General features: G+C 53.2%; 15 protein-coding genes. 6 read left to right on the top strand and 9 right to left on the bottom strand.

Annotated elements, in window-relative coordinates:
• Positions 1–713: 713 nt before the first annotated feature.
• The 7 genes from otnC to ACR0A1_RS14795 are packed head-to-tail and all read right to left on the bottom strand — an operon-like array spanning position 714 to position 7,036.
• Complete coding sequence (gene otnC, locus ACR0A1_RS14825) at positions 714–1,355, bottom strand: 3-oxo-tetronate 4-phosphate decarboxylase (protein WP_170395486.1); 642 nt, start codon at positions 1,353–1,355, stop codon at positions 714–716.
• Positions 1,352–2,629 carry a 3-oxo-tetronate kinase gene (otnK, locus tag ACR0A1_RS14820; protein WP_170395484.1) on the bottom strand — a complete coding sequence of 426 codons (1,278 nt, stop codon included), beginning with the start codon at positions 2,627–2,629 and terminating at the stop codon, positions 1,352–1,354. The genes otnC and otnK overlap by 4 nt, the downstream gene beginning before the upstream one ends.
• Positions 2,623–3,423, bottom strand: coding sequence for an N-acyl homoserine lactonase family protein (locus ACR0A1_RS14815; protein WP_480868159.1), 801 nt, complete (start codon positions 3,421–3,423; stop codon positions 2,623–2,625). Before ACR0A1_RS14815 ends, otnK begins: the two co-directional genes overlap by 7 nt.
• Positions 3,420–3,707 (bottom strand): putative quinol monooxygenase, encoded by a 288-nt coding sequence (locus ACR0A1_RS14810; RefSeq protein WP_480868157.1) that lies wholly within the window; start codon positions 3,705–3,707, stop codon positions 3,420–3,422. The genes ACR0A1_RS14815 and ACR0A1_RS14810 overlap by 4 nt, the downstream gene beginning before the upstream one ends.
• Entirely contained in the window at positions 3,707–5,218 is a 1,512-nt protein-coding gene (locus tag ACR0A1_RS14805; RefSeq protein ID WP_170638038.1) for a tripartite tricarboxylate transporter permease, read from the bottom strand. The genes ACR0A1_RS14810 and ACR0A1_RS14805 overlap by 1 nt, the downstream gene beginning before the upstream one ends.
• A gap of 4 nt (positions 5,219–5,222) precedes the next feature.
• Entirely contained in the window at positions 5,223–5,972 is a 750-nt protein-coding gene (locus ACR0A1_RS14800) for a hypothetical protein (RefSeq protein ID WP_480868155.1), read from the bottom strand.
• 56 nt (positions 5,973–6,028) lie between these two features.
• On the bottom strand, positions 6,029–7,036 hold the full coding sequence (locus tag ACR0A1_RS14795) for a Bug family tripartite tricarboxylate transporter substrate binding protein (RefSeq protein WP_170513339.1): 1,008 nt from the start codon (positions 7,034–7,036) through the stop codon (positions 6,029–6,031).
• Positions 7,037–7,171: 135 nt separating this feature from the next.
• Here ACR0A1_RS14795 and ACR0A1_RS14790 point away from each other — a divergent pair, with 135 nt between their 5' ends.
• The 5 genes from ACR0A1_RS14790 (at position 7,172) to ACR0A1_RS14770 (ending at position 11,718) form a co-directional block, all read left to right on the top strand.
• Entirely contained in the window at positions 7,172–8,260 is a 1,089-nt protein-coding gene (locus tag ACR0A1_RS14790) for an isocitrate/isopropylmalate dehydrogenase family protein (protein WP_480868153.1), read from the top strand.
• Positions 8,257–9,288: a Gfo/Idh/MocA family protein gene (locus ACR0A1_RS14785; RefSeq protein ID WP_170408442.1), complete on the top strand. Its 1,032-nt coding sequence runs from the start codon at positions 8,257–8,259 to the stop codon at positions 9,286–9,288. Before ACR0A1_RS14790 ends, ACR0A1_RS14785 begins: the two co-directional genes overlap by 4 nt.
• Positions 9,285–9,962: a GntR family transcriptional regulator gene (locus tag ACR0A1_RS14780; protein WP_480868151.1), complete on the top strand. Its 678-nt coding sequence runs from the start codon at positions 9,285–9,287 to the stop codon at positions 9,960–9,962. Before ACR0A1_RS14785 ends, ACR0A1_RS14780 begins: the two co-directional genes overlap by 4 nt.
• 216 nt (positions 9,963–10,178) lie before the next feature.
• On the top strand, positions 10,179–11,279 hold the full coding sequence (locus tag ACR0A1_RS14775) for an Acg family FMN-binding oxidoreductase (RefSeq protein ID WP_480868149.1): 1,101 nt from the start codon (positions 10,179–10,181) through the stop codon (positions 11,277–11,279).
• Positions 11,269–11,718 carry a MarR family winged helix-turn-helix transcriptional regulator gene (locus ACR0A1_RS14770; protein ID WP_480868147.1) on the top strand — a complete coding sequence of 150 codons (450 nt, stop codon included), beginning with the start codon at positions 11,269–11,271 and terminating at the stop codon, positions 11,716–11,718. Before ACR0A1_RS14775 ends, ACR0A1_RS14770 begins: the two co-directional genes overlap by 11 nt.
• 37 nt (positions 11,719–11,755) lie before the next feature.
• On the opposite strand, the gene ACR0A1_RS14765 is transcribed toward ACR0A1_RS14770, so the two are convergent.
• Positions 11,756–12,523 (bottom strand): hypothetical protein, encoded by a 768-nt coding sequence (locus ACR0A1_RS14765; RefSeq protein ID WP_480868145.1) that lies wholly within the window; start codon positions 12,521–12,523, stop codon positions 11,756–11,758.
• 336 nt (positions 12,524–12,859) lie between these two features.
• Between ACR0A1_RS14765 and ACR0A1_RS14760 the strand changes: the two genes are divergently transcribed.
• A complete protein-coding gene (locus ACR0A1_RS14760; RefSeq protein WP_480868144.1) occupies positions 12,860–14,392 on the top strand; it encodes a phospholipase D family protein in 1,533 nt (510 codons plus the stop codon).
• 351 nt (positions 14,393–14,743) lie between these two features.
• On the opposite strand, the gene ACR0A1_RS14755 is transcribed toward ACR0A1_RS14760, so the two are convergent.
• The gene (locus ACR0A1_RS14755; RefSeq protein WP_170597186.1) at positions 14,744–15,916 is read right to left on the bottom strand and encodes an adenylate/guanylate cyclase domain-containing protein; all 1,173 of its coding nucleotides are present in this window, start codon (positions 15,914–15,916) and stop codon (positions 14,744–14,746) included.
• Positions 15,917–16,060: the final 144 nt, after the last annotated feature.

Raw genomic sequence — 16,060 nt, 5'->3', positions numbered from 1 at the left:
CTTATCACTGGTTCAAAAAAGTCCAATTACTAAGGCAAACACAGCATAAACAAGTGGAAAATACCGGGGGAGATCAGCGCTCATTAAGTTTCTGAAATCCAAAAACCGACATTCGTTCTACCGCGGCGAAAGTCCGTTTTGGCCGCTAGAAACTTAGTGTTGTTGCGAGACAACGAGATCACAATTCGGGATTCCGCGTCCAAGCGCAGTCATATCAATCTTTCACAGGCCAAAGCTTCTGATTTGCAAGGCATTCTGCAAGGCTCACATCATTAGCGCCAACCCATCAAATCTTAACTGGTCTCCCATCCGCCTGGATCATCTCATCACCGCCTGAGAGGCCTTCAACAATTACGCTACTTGTGGCTGTTTCGATTGCTGTTCCATCGACAAAGCATACGTAATTCATCTTGTTCGGATTGTTTGTGCTTATGCTGGCTAATGCAAGCGGAACGCCTTCTAGCAAGGCCCGGTCGTCGAAAAGAACCAGCTACTTGCCCCGCCATAATAGTCACCCGCTGTCGTCGATACCTCTAAAGGGTAGAGGACATAGTTATCAGTACCGTCTATAGTGGTGAACGTGGCCTTATAAAAAACTCGTTCTCCGCCAATCGTTTGCTGGGTTGTATCGCTTGAGATCTGCTGAGGTAAGTCACCGGATAACTTTGCACGATTTGCCCGATAGTTTGCACACGCACCATTTTGGTGCCAGATCAAATCCTTCCGAAAGTCTCTTTGAGTTCTGCGACTTGTTCTGCATCCAGTAGGCGGGTTGGCAGGCCGCGCAGTGTCACGAGCAGCTTGGCTGTTTCTTCTAACTCTTCTGCTGCAGAGACCGTTGAAAACAGATCCTCTCCCGATACGACGGGACCGTGATTGGCCAACAGAACCGCACTATATTTGCCATCCAGATCGCGGATCAAATCACCGGACGTCGGGTCGCCCGGCTTGACGTATGGAACCAGTTTGACTGTGCCGACACGCATAACCACATATGGCGTAAGCGGTGGAATACAGTCGTCAGGATCGGTGTCTTCCAGACAAGACAGTGCAGTGGCCCAGGTCGAATGCAGATGCACCACTGCACCAGCTTGTGGCCTCGTCTCATAGAAGGCTTGGTGCAGAAAGACCTCCTTGGTCGGCTTGTCGCCGGAGACGTGGTTGCCATCCAAATCAATCTTAGCGATGCGCTCGGGGTCGATATCGCCCAAGGTGGAATTGGTTGGTGTCATGAGGATGCCGTCGTGCAGACGTGCAGAGACGTTGCCAGCAGTGCCGACGGAAAATCCGCGCGCAAACAGCGATGCACACAGGTCCGACATCTGCTTTCGCAGCGCCTGTTCTTTAGAACTCATTTGCCGGCCTCCATCATTTTGAGCGCCCTAGCGAAAAAGTCCGGAGCGCCGAAGTTTCCAGACTTTAGAGCCAGCGCAATGGGTTCAGTTTTTCCAACGCTCAAGACTGGTACGCCCGGGTCGATCTCTGGCCCTAGTGACATGGCCGGTGATCCCAGTGCCTCAGAGACAGCCTTGGCGACAGCTCCCGACGTCTCCCCTCCGGCAACCACCAATCGCTTGTAGCTCTTCTGAGCAAGCTCGCGCGCGGTATCTGCAAAGAGATTGTCCAGCTTTTCCGCCACGGCTTCTTGGCCAAATTGACCTTGTACCGCGCGCACATCATCCGGGCTTCCCGATGAATAGGCGAGCGGTGCCTGACCCGGATGCGTTTCAAAGAAATCCAGAAGCGTTTGCATAGTCACATCCCCGGACATAACACCCGGAACGTCAATGGCGAAGGTCGGATGGGATTTCGCATGAACATCGATCTGACCACGGGTCGCACCTGAGCAAGACCCTGCAAGGATAGCGGCGGGCCCAGCGATACCCGTGAATACACTGCCACCTCTTTTGGACGAAGCTTTTCTGACGAAGTTCTTGGGTAGCCCCAGCGCTATCCCAGATCCCCCAGTAATGAGCTGGGCATCCTTCAGAGCCTCGCCCCAGGCCAGCAAATCCTCGTCCGAAATCGCATCACCGATCACAAAGCGTTCGTCGACGTTCCGCAAAGCAGTAGCAATCGCCTCTGGTCCTTGCGTCACGGCGTCAATTGAAACCAACCCAACCGCTTCTTGGATCTGATACTGCAACCAACGCTTGATGTCGGCATCCGTCATCGGAGTAAGAGGGTGATTTTCCATCCCGGACTCGTTCAACAGCTTGCCGAGCACAAATAGATGGCCGTGATAGATGGTGCGCCCCGTTGTCGGAAAGGCTGGACAGAAAACCACCTTTTGCGCGCCCAGTTCGTTGGCCAACGCTTCCGCAACCGGGCCGATATTTCCCTGCCTAGTGGAGTCAAAGGTCGAGCAATACTTGAAGATGAACTGGCGGCATCCTTGATCTTTAAGCCATCGCAGGGCTCGCAGGCTGTCCGCAACAGATTCTTCGACAGGTGCAGTGCGGATCTTGAGTGAGACGACGCCCGCTTCGATCTCTTTGTCGGCCGGGGTATCCGGAATACCTGGAAACTGCGCGGTTCTTAATCCACCTTCCGGCTCGACGCCCTTTGCCAATGTGTTCGCAATGTCGCTCGCACCAGTGAAATCGTCCGCTATGACGCCGATTAGCATATCTTAATGTCCTTCGTCGGCCCTGGATCCAGCCTATGGATGTGCGTTGCTGCTCCGACGGGAAAAATCTCGCGCACAAGTGGATCATGGCCGGGCACGATAAGTCGAGGATGTGAGGCTAACTTCTCGAGTGTCTCGAAACCATCCATCATGTCCTGCAGGTCGACAACGATGGGAAAAGCTTTTCGCGCCATGAAATTCTCGTAGTAATGCGAGGCATCCGAGGCCAGAACCATCCACCCGGCTGCTGTTCTTACACGAACACATTGCAACCCCCGCGAATGCCCGCCGATACAGTGTACGGTCACCCCATCTGCTATCTCGGCCTCTCCGTCGTAGAACACGACCTTGCCTGTATAGAGGCGCTTTACGACCTCGCAGATATGGCCCGCCGAGAAAGGCGCGCGTAAGTGGTCGTGGCACATGCAGGGACCTGTGGCGAAGGCCATTTCCGCCGATTGCATGTGCAACTTCGCATTTGGGAACATATGCAGCCCCCCAGCGTGGTCATAATGGAGATGGGTCACGATAACCTCGGTCACCGCTTCAGGCATGATGTCTAATGGGCGCAAAGCCTCGCGTGGGTCCATCGCAATGGGACGACCACGGGCGGCTGCCTCGTCGCCGTCGTATCCGGTATCGACCAGAATAACTTTGTTGCCACGCTTGAGCACCCAAACGAAATAGTCCATCGCGTGAGGTGCATCGTGATTGTCATCCAATATGAAGCTGTCGCGTCGAGTGCGGGCATTGCGATCCGCGTATTTCACGGCGTGAATTTCCCAATCGTTCATCGGATGACCTCGGAATACTGTTGAACAGTCTTGGTGGCGATCATATCAGCCACAGCCGTATCGAAGGACTGGAAATGCGCGCTTTCTAGGTGGGCGGAGAACGCCACGCTGTCATCATAAACCTCATAGAGAAAAACTGTCTCGGGATCGTCGCCTAGGCAAACGTCAAACTGCTGGCATCCGGGTTCTTCACGCAAAGTGGTTGAAGCGTTTTCGACCATTAGCGGCAAAAAGGTTTCTCTCGTACCGGGCTTGAGAGTGTAGGTGACGGTAACCACAAACATCAGACGGAAAGTCCTTTCAAACGTGAGAAAGCGCGCTTTGCCACGGGCAGTTGGCTGAGGATCAAACCAACGTTGAGCACAAGTAGAATGGCCGCACCGGGTCGCGAAAAGAAGACCGAAAGATCCCCGTCCGACAAGAACAGCGATCGGCGGAAAGTTTCGTCAAACAGGCTTCCCAGTATTACCCCAATGACCAATGGTGCGATTGGGTACTTCATCAGGTTCATAAAATAGGCGACGGCGCCGACACCAAGCATCAGGTAGAGATCATTGATGCCACCACCGACGCTGAAGGACCCGATTGTTGTCAGAACCATCACAACCGGCAAGAAGATGGTCTGCGGTATGGCGAGTATTTTGATAAAGACCCGAGCAGTGAACAGGCCCATCAAGAACATAGTCAGGGATGCCAGCACTAGGATTGCGACTACGCGCAGAATGATCTCGGGGTCTATCGTGGGGCCCGGGATCACGTTGTTGATCTTGAAAGCCCCCATCAAAGCCGCGGCGGGTGGTGAACCGGGAATGCCCAAAACCAAAAGCGGGATTAGCGCGCCCCCAATGCAGGCGTTGTTTGCTGTTTCAGAGCATAGCAGACCTTCCAATGACCCTTTTCCAAACTTATCGCCCTCGGCAGATACGGTCTTGCCGACACCGTAGCTGACCCAACCGGCGACATCTTCGCCGACGCCAGGAAGCGCTCCTACCCCGGTCCCAATCACTCCTGACCGACCAATGGTGGGCAGGTAGCGTCGGATGGAGCGTAGGTTCGGAAGGATGCGACCTTTCAGGGCCAGAACTTTCCCGGCCTCAACATGCCTCAAGCCGTCGATGATTTGGGGGATGGCGAAGGCCCCCATCAAAACGGGCACAACCTGAAACCCGCTCAACAGGTAAGACCAGCCGAATGTATAGCGCGGCTCAGACAGAAGCGGATCGAGCCCCACCATAGACATTGCAAGCCCGATCAGACCGGCGATCCATCCCTTAATCACCAAGTCTTCGCTCATTAAAGTGCCAGAAAGCAGAATGCCGAACAGGGCCAGCAAAGCTTTCTCCGGGCTTGCGATGTTCTTTGAAACCAAAAGCAGCGCCCAGACAAAGATCAAAAGCGTGATGGTCCCAATAACTGTACCTATGAAACTGGCCGTCGTGGTCAGCCCTAGTGCTTCGCCCCCTCGACCCGCTTTGGCCAGAGGGTAGCCATCCATGGCTGTCGCCGCACTAGCCGCCGTGCCCGGAATGTTCAGCAGGATTGACGGATAAGAGCCACCGTAAATCGCGCCGACATAGGCCCCGAGCAAAGCGATAAGCGAATAGTCCAATGGGATTTTGTTGCCGAAGAAACCCGTCAGGATCGTCACTGCCAGCGTTGCGGTCAGGCCGGGCAATGCGCCGAATGTGATGCCCAGGAACACGGATGCGATCAAATACAGATAGGTCAGCGGGTCTACTGCCAGGCCCACGAATGCGGTCCCAAATCCAGCCAGTTGCGAAAGGATAAAGTCCATCCGGTCAATCTTTCCATAGCGGACGAAGCGTCACGTAGTAGTGGTATTCGATTTGCTTGAAGATCAGTCCCCCGCGCGCGGGCACGTTCTGTCGGAAAATAAAGGCCATCGCGCAAACGAGGATCAGCGGGGCCAATATTGCGACGACTGGCACTAACCGCAAAACGCGTTCGGAAGCCGCTTTGGTCAACACCACAAGTGATAGCGAGACCCATAGGGCCAGTGTAAACCAATCATCACTGTGTGCATTCCATTCCGCCTGCGCGGGAAACACGGCGAACGCAAAAACCCCGGCAGAAACAACTGCGATACAGGCTACCAAAGCACGCCGCGCGTGACCGCCGTAGTAGCCGTAAGTCAAAGCTGTAATCAGTAACCCCGAGCACAATATGAAGTCCACTCTGGGAACCAGCCCGACGACGTATGCAAGAAGGATCAGGCCTATTGTTGTTGCTCGATAGGCTTCCGACTTATCCCATCCAATCCCCAAAGCCGTGAGTGCGTTCTGGGCTCCACCTGAGCGGATCGAATTAGCCAGCAAGACGAAGGACAACACAAGCAATCCACAGAAGATGAACAACGGTACAATTGCAGCCGAGTTGTACCAGTCCGACCCACTTACACCTGCGCGGTTTTCACCCCAAAGTGGGATGTCCAACGTCTTCCAAAGGAAAAAGACGGACACTGTTATTAGAACAATCGCAGCCCAGAAATCGCGGGTCCGCATGACCAGTGTTTCGTCGATTTTGTCCATGCCTGCCTCCTAGATGAAAGGGCGCGATCAGACGCGCCCTTCCAAAGTTGATCGGATTAGGGCTTCTCGATACCCAGCGAGGCTGGATCGACCGTGGCAGCGCCCAAATCTTGCAAGGTATAGGCAAAAGTAGCCTCAAGGTTCGCAAACAATTCTTGAGCTTCTTCGCCGTGTTGACCACCGACATCATAATTGTTTGCCTCAGCCCATTCAGCGACGGTATCGGATGCAATCGCCTGCTCGAACGCATCGCCGAGGGCCGCCTTCACATCATCTCCAGCCGAGCTGTGAACGGCGAATCCGATGGCTTGTTTTAGCGGCAGATACTTGTCGAGACCGTCATAGATGCCAAAGGCAGATGGCACTGTAGCTCCGGCAATCTGCGCATCTTCCGGTGTCAACATCGCAAGTGGCTTCAATTGTCCGCCTTCGATCAAAGGAGCTTGTTCAGCCAGCGAAGTCACAACCAACGCAACCTCACCTGCTATCGCCGCTTCCTGCCCGGGCGCTGAGCCTTTGTATGGAACAAACTTGAACTCTGCACCGGACCCTTTCTCGATGGCGAGAAGATTCAAGTGGTGGATCGAACCCGCGCCGGACGCGGCAGCGGGAATAGTTCCAGGAGCGGCTTTGGCAGCGTCGACCAGTTCTTCCAGAGTATTGTAAGGGCTGTCCGCCGGAACTGAGATCAGATCGGGTGATCCGCCAACAATAAACGGATACCAAAAGTCAAATTTCTTATCCCAACCACCCTGCACAGCAGCGGTGACGTTCGATTCAGACAGACCAACCAATGTGTAGCCATCGTCTGGTTGGTTCATGACGTAGACCATGCCGTTGGAGCCTGCGACCCCACCGGTTTGGTTGATCACATTGATCGAGACTGGAAGGTGTTTTTCCATTTCGGCCATGATCATTCGGTTGATCGTGTCCGTGCCGCCACCGGCCCCCCAGACCACAGCTGTGGTGATATCACGGTAAGGGTAATCCTGCGCGGTAGCAGCCCCTGAAATCCCGGTTGCAATCACGGCTGCGGCCGCCAACTGCCCTAACTTCAGTTTCATTTCCAAGTCCTCCCAAACATCTTTGCGTTTATTATTGCATTTATTTGCGTATACATTAAAGAATGCGTTGTCAACGGACTGTAGTGAAAGCTGCTATCGCGCTATGAATGCGAAACGGGAAGGAAGCGGGCTAAGATGAAGAAAAGTTATGATGTGGCAGTGTTCCACGGGGACGGAATCGGCCCGGAAATTATGGCCCCTACGCTTGAAATTCTGCGTCAGCTCTCGCGCGGCAGTCCTTCCTACGAACTGGTGTTTACAGACGCTCCAGCGGGCGCAGCCCACTACGCCAAAACTGGAGAATCGTTTCCGACTGGTTCACTTGAAACTGCACGCAAGGCTGATGCGATTCTGCTATCTGCAATGGGTTTGCCGGATGTTCGCTACCCTGACGGAACCGAGATTTCACCACAGATCGACCTGCGGAAGCAGCTCGGCCTTTTTGCCGGCGTGCGTCCGGTAAAGGTTAGCAGCGGACAAATGACCCCCTTGGCGCTGCCTCCCGGAAAAGAGATCGACTTTGTCTTGATACGCGAAAGCACAGAAGGACTGTTCTTCACCCAAGGCGCTGGAGAAGTTACCGAACACGAAGCACGTGAAACTCTGCTGATCACTCGTGAGGTGTCCGAAAAACTGTTCCGGTTTGCGTTTGAACTCGCCCAGAACCGCAAAAGAACCGGGCGCGGTCGGGGTCGAGTTACATGTGTCGACAAAGCCAATGTATTCCGCGCCTTTGCGTTCTTCAGATCGATGTTTGATGCAGAAGCTGCAAACCATCCCGAATTGCAGGCAGACCATGCTTATGTTGATGCCACCGCTCTATGGATGGTTCAAAAACCCTGGGAATTTGATGTTTTGGTCACTGAGAACATGTTCGGAGACATTCTCTCCGACCTTGGCGCCGGCCTTATGGGCGGTCTTGGATTGGCTCCTTCAGCAGATATCGGGTTGAACCACGCCGTGTTCCAACCCTGTCACGGCTCTGCTCCGGACATTGCGGGACAAAACACTGCCAATCCTTTCGCGATGATCTTGTCTGCGGCAATGATGCTTGAATGGTTAGGGTTGACCCATAATCATCCAGAACTGTCCAAAGATGGCGAACGTTTACGGGAAGCCGTGGAAAAGGTGACTGAGAGCGGTCAAAACCTGACGCGTGACCTTGGTGGCACCGCCGGAACGCAGGACGCAGCCTCATCGGTATTGGAAGCATTGCTGGCATGAATACTCAACAAGCCATCACGGTCGCGTGCGTAGGTGCGGGGTACTTCAGCAAGTTCCACTACGAAAGCTGGTCTCGAATGCCCGGAGCGGTTCCGATTGCATCCTGCAACCGTGACATCAAAAAGGCGAAAGAAACAGGACTGGCCGCTTACGATGATCTGTCAAAAATGCTGGAGGCGGAAAAACCAGATCTCGTTGACATCATCCTCCCGCCTGTGGCGCAGGCCGATGCCATCCGAACGGCGCTGCACTCTGGAATAAAGTGGTTGATCTGCCAAAAACCTTTCTGCATGTCGTTGCATGAAGCTGAGAAAATTGTTTCAGAGGCCGAAGCGGTAGGAGCAACTATTGTTGTACACGAGAACTTTCGCTTTCAACCTTGGTATCGCGCGATCAAAGAGGCGATGACCGAGGGTCGAATTGGTACACCTCTACAAGCTACTTTCCGGCTTCGGCCTGGCGACGGACAAGGACCACGCGCCTATCTTGACCGGCAGCCGTATTTTCAGGACATGCCGCGTTTCCTGGTTCATGAAACAGCAGTTCACTGGGTCGACACATTCCGATTCTTGTTCGATGCGCCCAGCGCAGTTTATGCGGACTTGCGCCAAGTGAACCCCATTATCGCAGGTGAGGATGCCGGCTATATCCTGTTTGATCATCCCAACGGTTTGAAAGCTTTGTTCGATGGGAACAGGTGTCTTGACCACAGCGCCAAAAACCTGCGTCAAACTATGGGTGAAGCCCTCATTGAAGGAACAACAGGATCATTGGTTCTTAACGGCGATGGTTCAGTTGAACTCCGCGCTTTTGGAAAGCAGGCGCAGCAGCAAATTCTACCTCCAAGCGATCATAATGGATTTGGCGGCGATTGCGTCCACGCCTTGCAAAGTCACGTCGTTTCAGGCCTTGTAAAGGGTACGCCGCTGGAAAACACGGCTCGAGACTATTTGGACGTGATCCGCATCGAAGAGAGCATCTATCTCTCGGCTGCTGAGGGACGAAAGATCAACCTGGAGACGCCGTGAAGGGTCAAGACGCAAAAACTCTTTCCAATACGCAACGCGCCGTTAGGGATTTGCGGCAGATGATCCTGTCCGGCGAACTTGCAGCCGGAACGGACCACCTGGAGTCGGAACTCGCCGAAACCCTTGGTATGTCCCGCACCCCGATACGGGAAGCTGCGCTGATGTTGGAAAGCAAGGGGTTGTTGGAGATGCGGCCCCGCAAAGGCGTGCGGATACTGCCGGTTTCATCAGACGATATGCGTGAAATCTACGACATCCTGACGGAGCTCGAGAGCCTCGCTGCACAACGCGCTGCCGAAGCGGGTTATTCAGAAGATGAACTTTCGGTACTTGCTGGATCAATTGCGAAGATGGACCGAGCCATCGAAGCCGAAGATCTTGAAGCCTGGGCCGAGGCCGATGAGTTATTTCATCAAGAGCTCGTTCGGTTGGGCGGCAACAAACGGGTCGAAGCGATTGTCGCCATGATGAGCGACCAGGTGCGCCGCGCGCGCGCAACGACCTTGTTCATCAGACCTCTGCCCGTCAAATCCAATGAAGACCACCGGGTTGTTTTCCATGCTATTAGTGAAGGTCGACCGGATGTCGCCCGTGAACGTCATCGAGAACACAGGCTGCAAGCCAAGGCTATGCTTTGCGAGATACTCGAAAAGCATCGGCTCAACAGCCTCTGATCTTCTCGTATCCGGCCATTAATCATCTAAAATATCTGCTTATTTTCGGTACTAAAGGCGCTCCGAATACTTGTCTACCACGGCAACCCGCAGTTGCCTCCGGCTGCTCTGATTTTCTTTTTTTCTAGTCGCTCAAACAATCACTGCATCGATTGGGGTTGAAATGGTACGATTTCGCATTAATTTAGTTCGATATCGTACTATTGGAGAGTCAAGATGCCAAACCGAAGACGTTTTCTCAAGATTCTAGGCGGAGGCACAATACTGGCGGCAACGGGCGCGGCTGGGTTTCTCACGACACGTACACCCCATGAAGCTTTAGCTCCGTGGACGCCGAAACCGTATGATGACCCACGCAAGGCTGCTATGTCCTACGCAATTCTCGCCCCCAATCCGCACAATTTGCAACCTTGGCTGATCGAGTTGGTTGGGCAAGACAAGGTGCGGATCCACCGTGATACAGATCGCGAGCTTCCGGAAACCGATCCTTACCACCGCCAGCTCTATATTGGCCTCGGTGCATTTGTTGAAACGATGGTTCTGGCAGCAGGTGCCCACGGGTTTGATACTGAGGTCGAGTTACTGCCAGAAGGGAATGACGGACCTATCGCAGAAGCGATGTTTGTATCTGGCGGGGCATCCGATCCACTCTCAGATCAAATCCTCAACCGACATTCAAATAAAGAACCGTACACTGAACAGCAGCTCTCTGAGGCGGAAATATCGGTCCTTGAAAACTATGCCACTCTGATTTCCGATGAGGATCTAGTGGCCCGTATTCGAGACCTCACAAAACGCGCTTTTGAAATCGAAATGCGAACTCCACAGACTCTTAGAGAATCCGTCGACCTGATGCGGATCGGCAAAGCAGAAATCAACGCAAACCCAGACGGGATTGAACTGCGTGATCCCATGCTGGAAACGCTGCGACTTACCGGCCTATTGGACAATGAGACCCTGATGAACGTTGATCACCCAGGCACTCAGGCGCACATGCAAGACTACTTCGCTATGCTAGACGCGACACCGCAGTACGCAGTTCTCACGACAGCTAAAAATACGCGAAGCGATCAAATCGATGCCGGGCGTCAATTGATGCGTTTTTACCTGAAGACAACCGAAATGGGCCTGGGCGTGCATCCGGTCAGTCAGGCCCTTCAGGAATATCCTGAGATGGCCGATGAATACGCTCTGGCGCATGAGCTTCTTGCGTCACCGCGCCACACGGTGCAAATGTTGCTGCGTTTGGGGTATGGACCTGAACCAATTGCCACACCCCGCTGGCCGCTGGAGACACGAATTCTGAATGAATCCTGAAGATGAGACCAACGAAGTTTACCGGTTCTTCACCGAGGTCGGGATCATCAATCAGTTGATCTCGACCAAGCTGGAAGCGTTCTTGCCTGGTAGAATGACGGCGACTCAATTCGGAATTTTGGGCCATCTGGTACGGCGTCCCGAGGGTGAAACTCCACAGCAACTTTCGAACGCGTTTCAAGTGCCTAAAACTTCGATGACGCACATGCTCTCCAGTCTTGAAAATCATGACCTGATTACTCTTGAAGCCAACCCCAATGACAAGCGTTCGAAAATTGCTCGGCCTACACCGCAAGGCGCGGAGTTTTTGAAAGCTTGTATGGAGCGGATGTCGGAATCCCTGGCTCCAGTTTTGTCCGAACTCGGGCCTGAACCGTTCCATGAATCATTGCCTAATCTGACGCTCATACGCGAAACTTTGGACAGCGAGCGCGACTAGTCGAAACCTGCGCCAGCCGAAGCAAGCAACCAAATTTTCAGAACATCATGCAATCCGCGCCCGGCGGGAGCGGTGGCGATCCTTCAGGCAAAGTGGGTGTGTAGTCAAATGTCACAATCTTCGCGCCACCGTCGAATGCCACGAACAGTTGGTTGGATCCCGGCCTAATGGCGATGCCTTCTGGATCGGTTCCGAATTCTAACAAACTTTGCTGGGCGAGAAGTTGGCCATCTGCCGTGAACTCATACAGGCTGTTTGACCCTTCCCAGTCATCAACAATCAACATGTGGCCGGTACGCGGATCAATCGCGATCCCCTGCGCCTCACTCAAGGGAGGAGAGAACTTCATGGTATCCAACCTCGCCGTCAAAGCACCCGCTGAGGTGAACCACGACAACCGTTCGGGGTCATCCTCTACGGTCACGATCTGTCCCTTGGCGTTGATCGCAATTCCTTCCGTATCCGCGAAACCACCTTCCAATTCGAAGGGTGCTCCCAGGCGTGATCCGTCCTTGGTGACACGTTGAAGACTGCCGAGACCATCGCCCAGCAACAAGTGATCCCCTTCAACAGCAATTGCTTTGATCCGAAAGAGATCGCTGGATATACGGCGCAATTCATCACCTTGCAATGTAACGAGAATTGCCTCGGGCCCCTCGTTCGCAATCCACAACCCACAAAAGGTCGGATCGTAGTCAAGACTTGCGGGCTGATAAAGTTCATAACGCCCTGTTTCGCGAAGCTGCAATGCCGTGGCCGGGGTCGACACAGCAAAAATCACTAAGGCGGTGGTCCTCACAAACACTCAGGATGCTCCGAAAATCTGCGTCAAAACTGTGGGGCGGAATCGTAACACGTCAATGCTAAGAGCACCTAAACTTCCAAAATCAGAGAGCATCATTTTACCTGATCAGAGACTTATAACACGGAAACTGGTTACGAGCGGTGTGGTTCAACGCATCTGGGTTCTGCCATAGTCCGTTGGAACTAGGGGTGTGTCGAAATCGCAAACCAACAACATGGCGCTTGTGAGAGTTACGAAATCAACACTAGCGAACGAAACAACCTCAGGCTTCATAGAACAAACTTGCAATCGCGTGCTCGCGCGTAGTCACCTAGGGCATAGGGTTGGAGAAAGCCAATGGCGCTGTGGAAGTTCGTGATTAGTGTTTATTGCGCGCTGTTTCTTGTCGCTTGCGCTCCGAAAACCCGCACGTATGAAAAGACGGTATCAGCTGCGCTACCGGCAAATTCCAGCACGGCTCTGGGTCAGGCGGCCAATCGCCTTGGGGATCCTAAAGACGGTCGGTCAGGCATCAAGCTGATCAGTGATGGAGAAGAAGCACTCGTATCACGGCTGTTGTTGGCCACTGCGGCCGAGCGAACGATAGACGCGCAATACTATCTTCTGCACGACGACCCAACCGGTCACCTGTTCGCTGCCAGTCTCTTGCAAGCGGCGGATCGGGGTGTTCGTGTTAGGCTGTTGTTGGATGATATGGATACGTCCGGCTACGACGCGATGACCGCTGCGTTGGACAATCACAAAAACATTGAAATAAGGCTGTTCAACCCGTTCTGGCGAGATCAGAGCCTTTTGATCGCGGGTCTTACTGATTTCAAACGCATCAATCGCAGAATGCACAACAAGTCCATGACAGCAGACAACGTGTTCACGATTGTGGGTGGGAGAAACATCGGTGCCGAGTATTTTTTGGCGCGGGAAGAAATGAACTATGCTGATCTGGATGTGCTGGCCGCAGGCCCAGTTGTACGCGAAGTGTCACGTAGCTTTGACGCTTACTGGAACAGCGAATTCGCTGTTCCGGCTCGCGTGGTTGTCGGAGAACCCGAAGAATTTGACCTGAGCGATGCGCGCAGCAGGTTGCATGAGCTCGTCGAGGAAGCGAAACAAACGCAGTACGGCGCAGCGCTCAGAAAGTCGGCAAAAGAGAACTTCGCGGATGGCGCCCTGTTACTGGATTGGCTGCCAGCGAAACTTTATGCTGATCCGCCTTCAAAGGCCGCGGGCCTCGAGAACTCAGGTCCCGTTCTTGCATCTCAATTGCTTCCGTACTTTGAGAATGCCAGCAGTGAAGTGAACATCGTGTCCGCCTACTTCGTTCCGCGCAACAACGGTGTGAAATGGCTGACCGAACTCGAGAACCGCGGGGTCGACGTAAAGGTTGTAACCAACTCACTTGCATCTAACGACGTCGCACCCGTTTACGCACACTACGCCAAGAAACGCCGAGCACTACTACGCGGTGGAGTAGAACTCTACGAGCTGCGACCCGACGCTTATCAAGTCCAACGCCGCGGTATTAACTGGGCTCAGTCCAGGTCAGGCCTGCACTCCAAGGCATTTGCAATTGATGACCAGTACTTGTTCGTGGGTTCATTCAACTGGGATCCGCGATCTGTCAACATCAACACCGAGATGGGAATTCTGATTGACTCGCCAGCATTGACTGCGCAGACGATGGGAGCCTTGGACGACGCACTACCCGCATACACATATAACGTGACGCTCGAGCAAGCTGGCCAGCTTAAATGGACGACAAGAGCCAATGATGGCACCATTCTTGAGTACCAATTCGAGCCGACAGGATCGGCCTGGGATCACATAGTTGCCGGGTTATTAAGTATTTTACCAATTGGGTCCCAGCTTTAGGTTTCTGCAAACTACCTGATCGCTTGGCCGTCACCGGCGCCTGCGAAGATGGCAGCAAAAAAGAAATAGGACATCAGTCGCAGATATTTCCCAATATCCAATTCTTAATACAGACTAGATATTCATTTCATCAAATGCTGGCGGGAAAATGCCTGCTACCAAAGTCAATGGCCATGTTCATTATTCCAGGGAAGCTGAACGACAACGGGCAAGTCCCGTTTTCCGGTTACGCAAACAGTTACGTTCAGCGTGCCGCGCCTTAGTGGATTTTTGCGCTTTGTGTTTCATTTCTAGCGATCGTCTAATCTCGTAAGATGCCGAAGGTAGATTGTTTTGAATAACTATAGCTGATTATTGTGCATCTTCAGTGAGAAAGAACAATTCAATGGGCTGCGCAAGGCCACGTATTTCGTGATCCCCACAGCTAACGAACATGCTCGGAGCAGCACTTGCAACGGCTGACGTAGCCAACACTCTCCGACCAATTGCTTTTGTTAAACCTTCAATTCGGCTTGCAACGTTCACCGCCCCGCCCAGAACTGTGAAATCAAGCCTGCCGGGGCTGCCGATATTACCATAGCTGACCTGCCCAACGTTGATTCCAATACCAACATCCAAAGGCGGTTTTTGAAACCCGTCTCGTCTGGTGTTGAGAGCGTTCAAACCACTCAGCACACTCTGCGCAGCAAGAGCCGCCATTCTGCAGCGGTCGGCATGGTCTTTTTGCGCTTCAATAGTAAAGATCGACAGAATGCCATCGCCCATGAACTTGAGGACGTCTCCACCGTTGTCCTCTACGGCTTTAACCACCAGATCAAAATAGTCGCTAAGCGTGTCGAAAATATCTTCTTCCGGAGAGGTCTCGGAAAGTGCCGTAAAGCCTCGCAGATCAGAGAACATAACCACGGCATCCAAAGTTGTTCGCTCTCCGCGCTTTATATTGCCGCTCCAGACGGCCTCGGAAGGTCCATCTCCTAAATAAGTTCGAAGCAGACCTTTAGACGATTTTCGCATCGTGACAGGTTCCAAGGCGGAAGAAAGGGCCGGTAAGGCCGCTTCAATCAGCCTAAGATGTTCGGGCGAGAATCCATCCTTTGCCTGAGTAACGAACGTACATCCATGCAGCGATCCATCGCCGTAATAGAGCAAAGTAGCGTAGTAGTCAGTGCCACCCTGCTCTGCAAATTCAAGATAGGATGAATGCTCTGTTTCCGAGTCCAGTCGCCGGAGACTTTTGTGAAGTGGCTTTCTGTTCGCAAGAATATACTCGAATGAACTCCCGACATAACCATCTGTCAACATCGTCTCATGCGTGACGTCGTAGCTGTCGGTGCCTTCAGGCGTCCAAACTACCCCCCAGGCAATAAGCAATGGGTTGGCAAAGCGCTGGCCAATGTTTGCCCGCCATAGCGGCACTCCGGCTTCGATCAAGGAGGAACAAAACTGTGACACCACCTTTACAGGATCACCGGAGCGACGACCTTCTGTAATCATCCATTCGGTCAGTCGAGTGACTTCTTCCATGGACCCAATTTAGTCGCTTGGAAACGATGAGCAAAGACAATTGGATTGGCAATGTCGGTTGCTGTTGTTGAGCAGCCTGATCAGACCTGTCCAAATTGATGCTCGGGCATCAACGGAATGTATTCCATCGGGAAGATGGTTTGT

The organism is Ruegeria sp. D6, from assembly GCF_056534365.1.
Note: the sequence above shows the minus strand (reverse complement) of the source record. Positions and strands in the feature narration are given on the sequence as shown.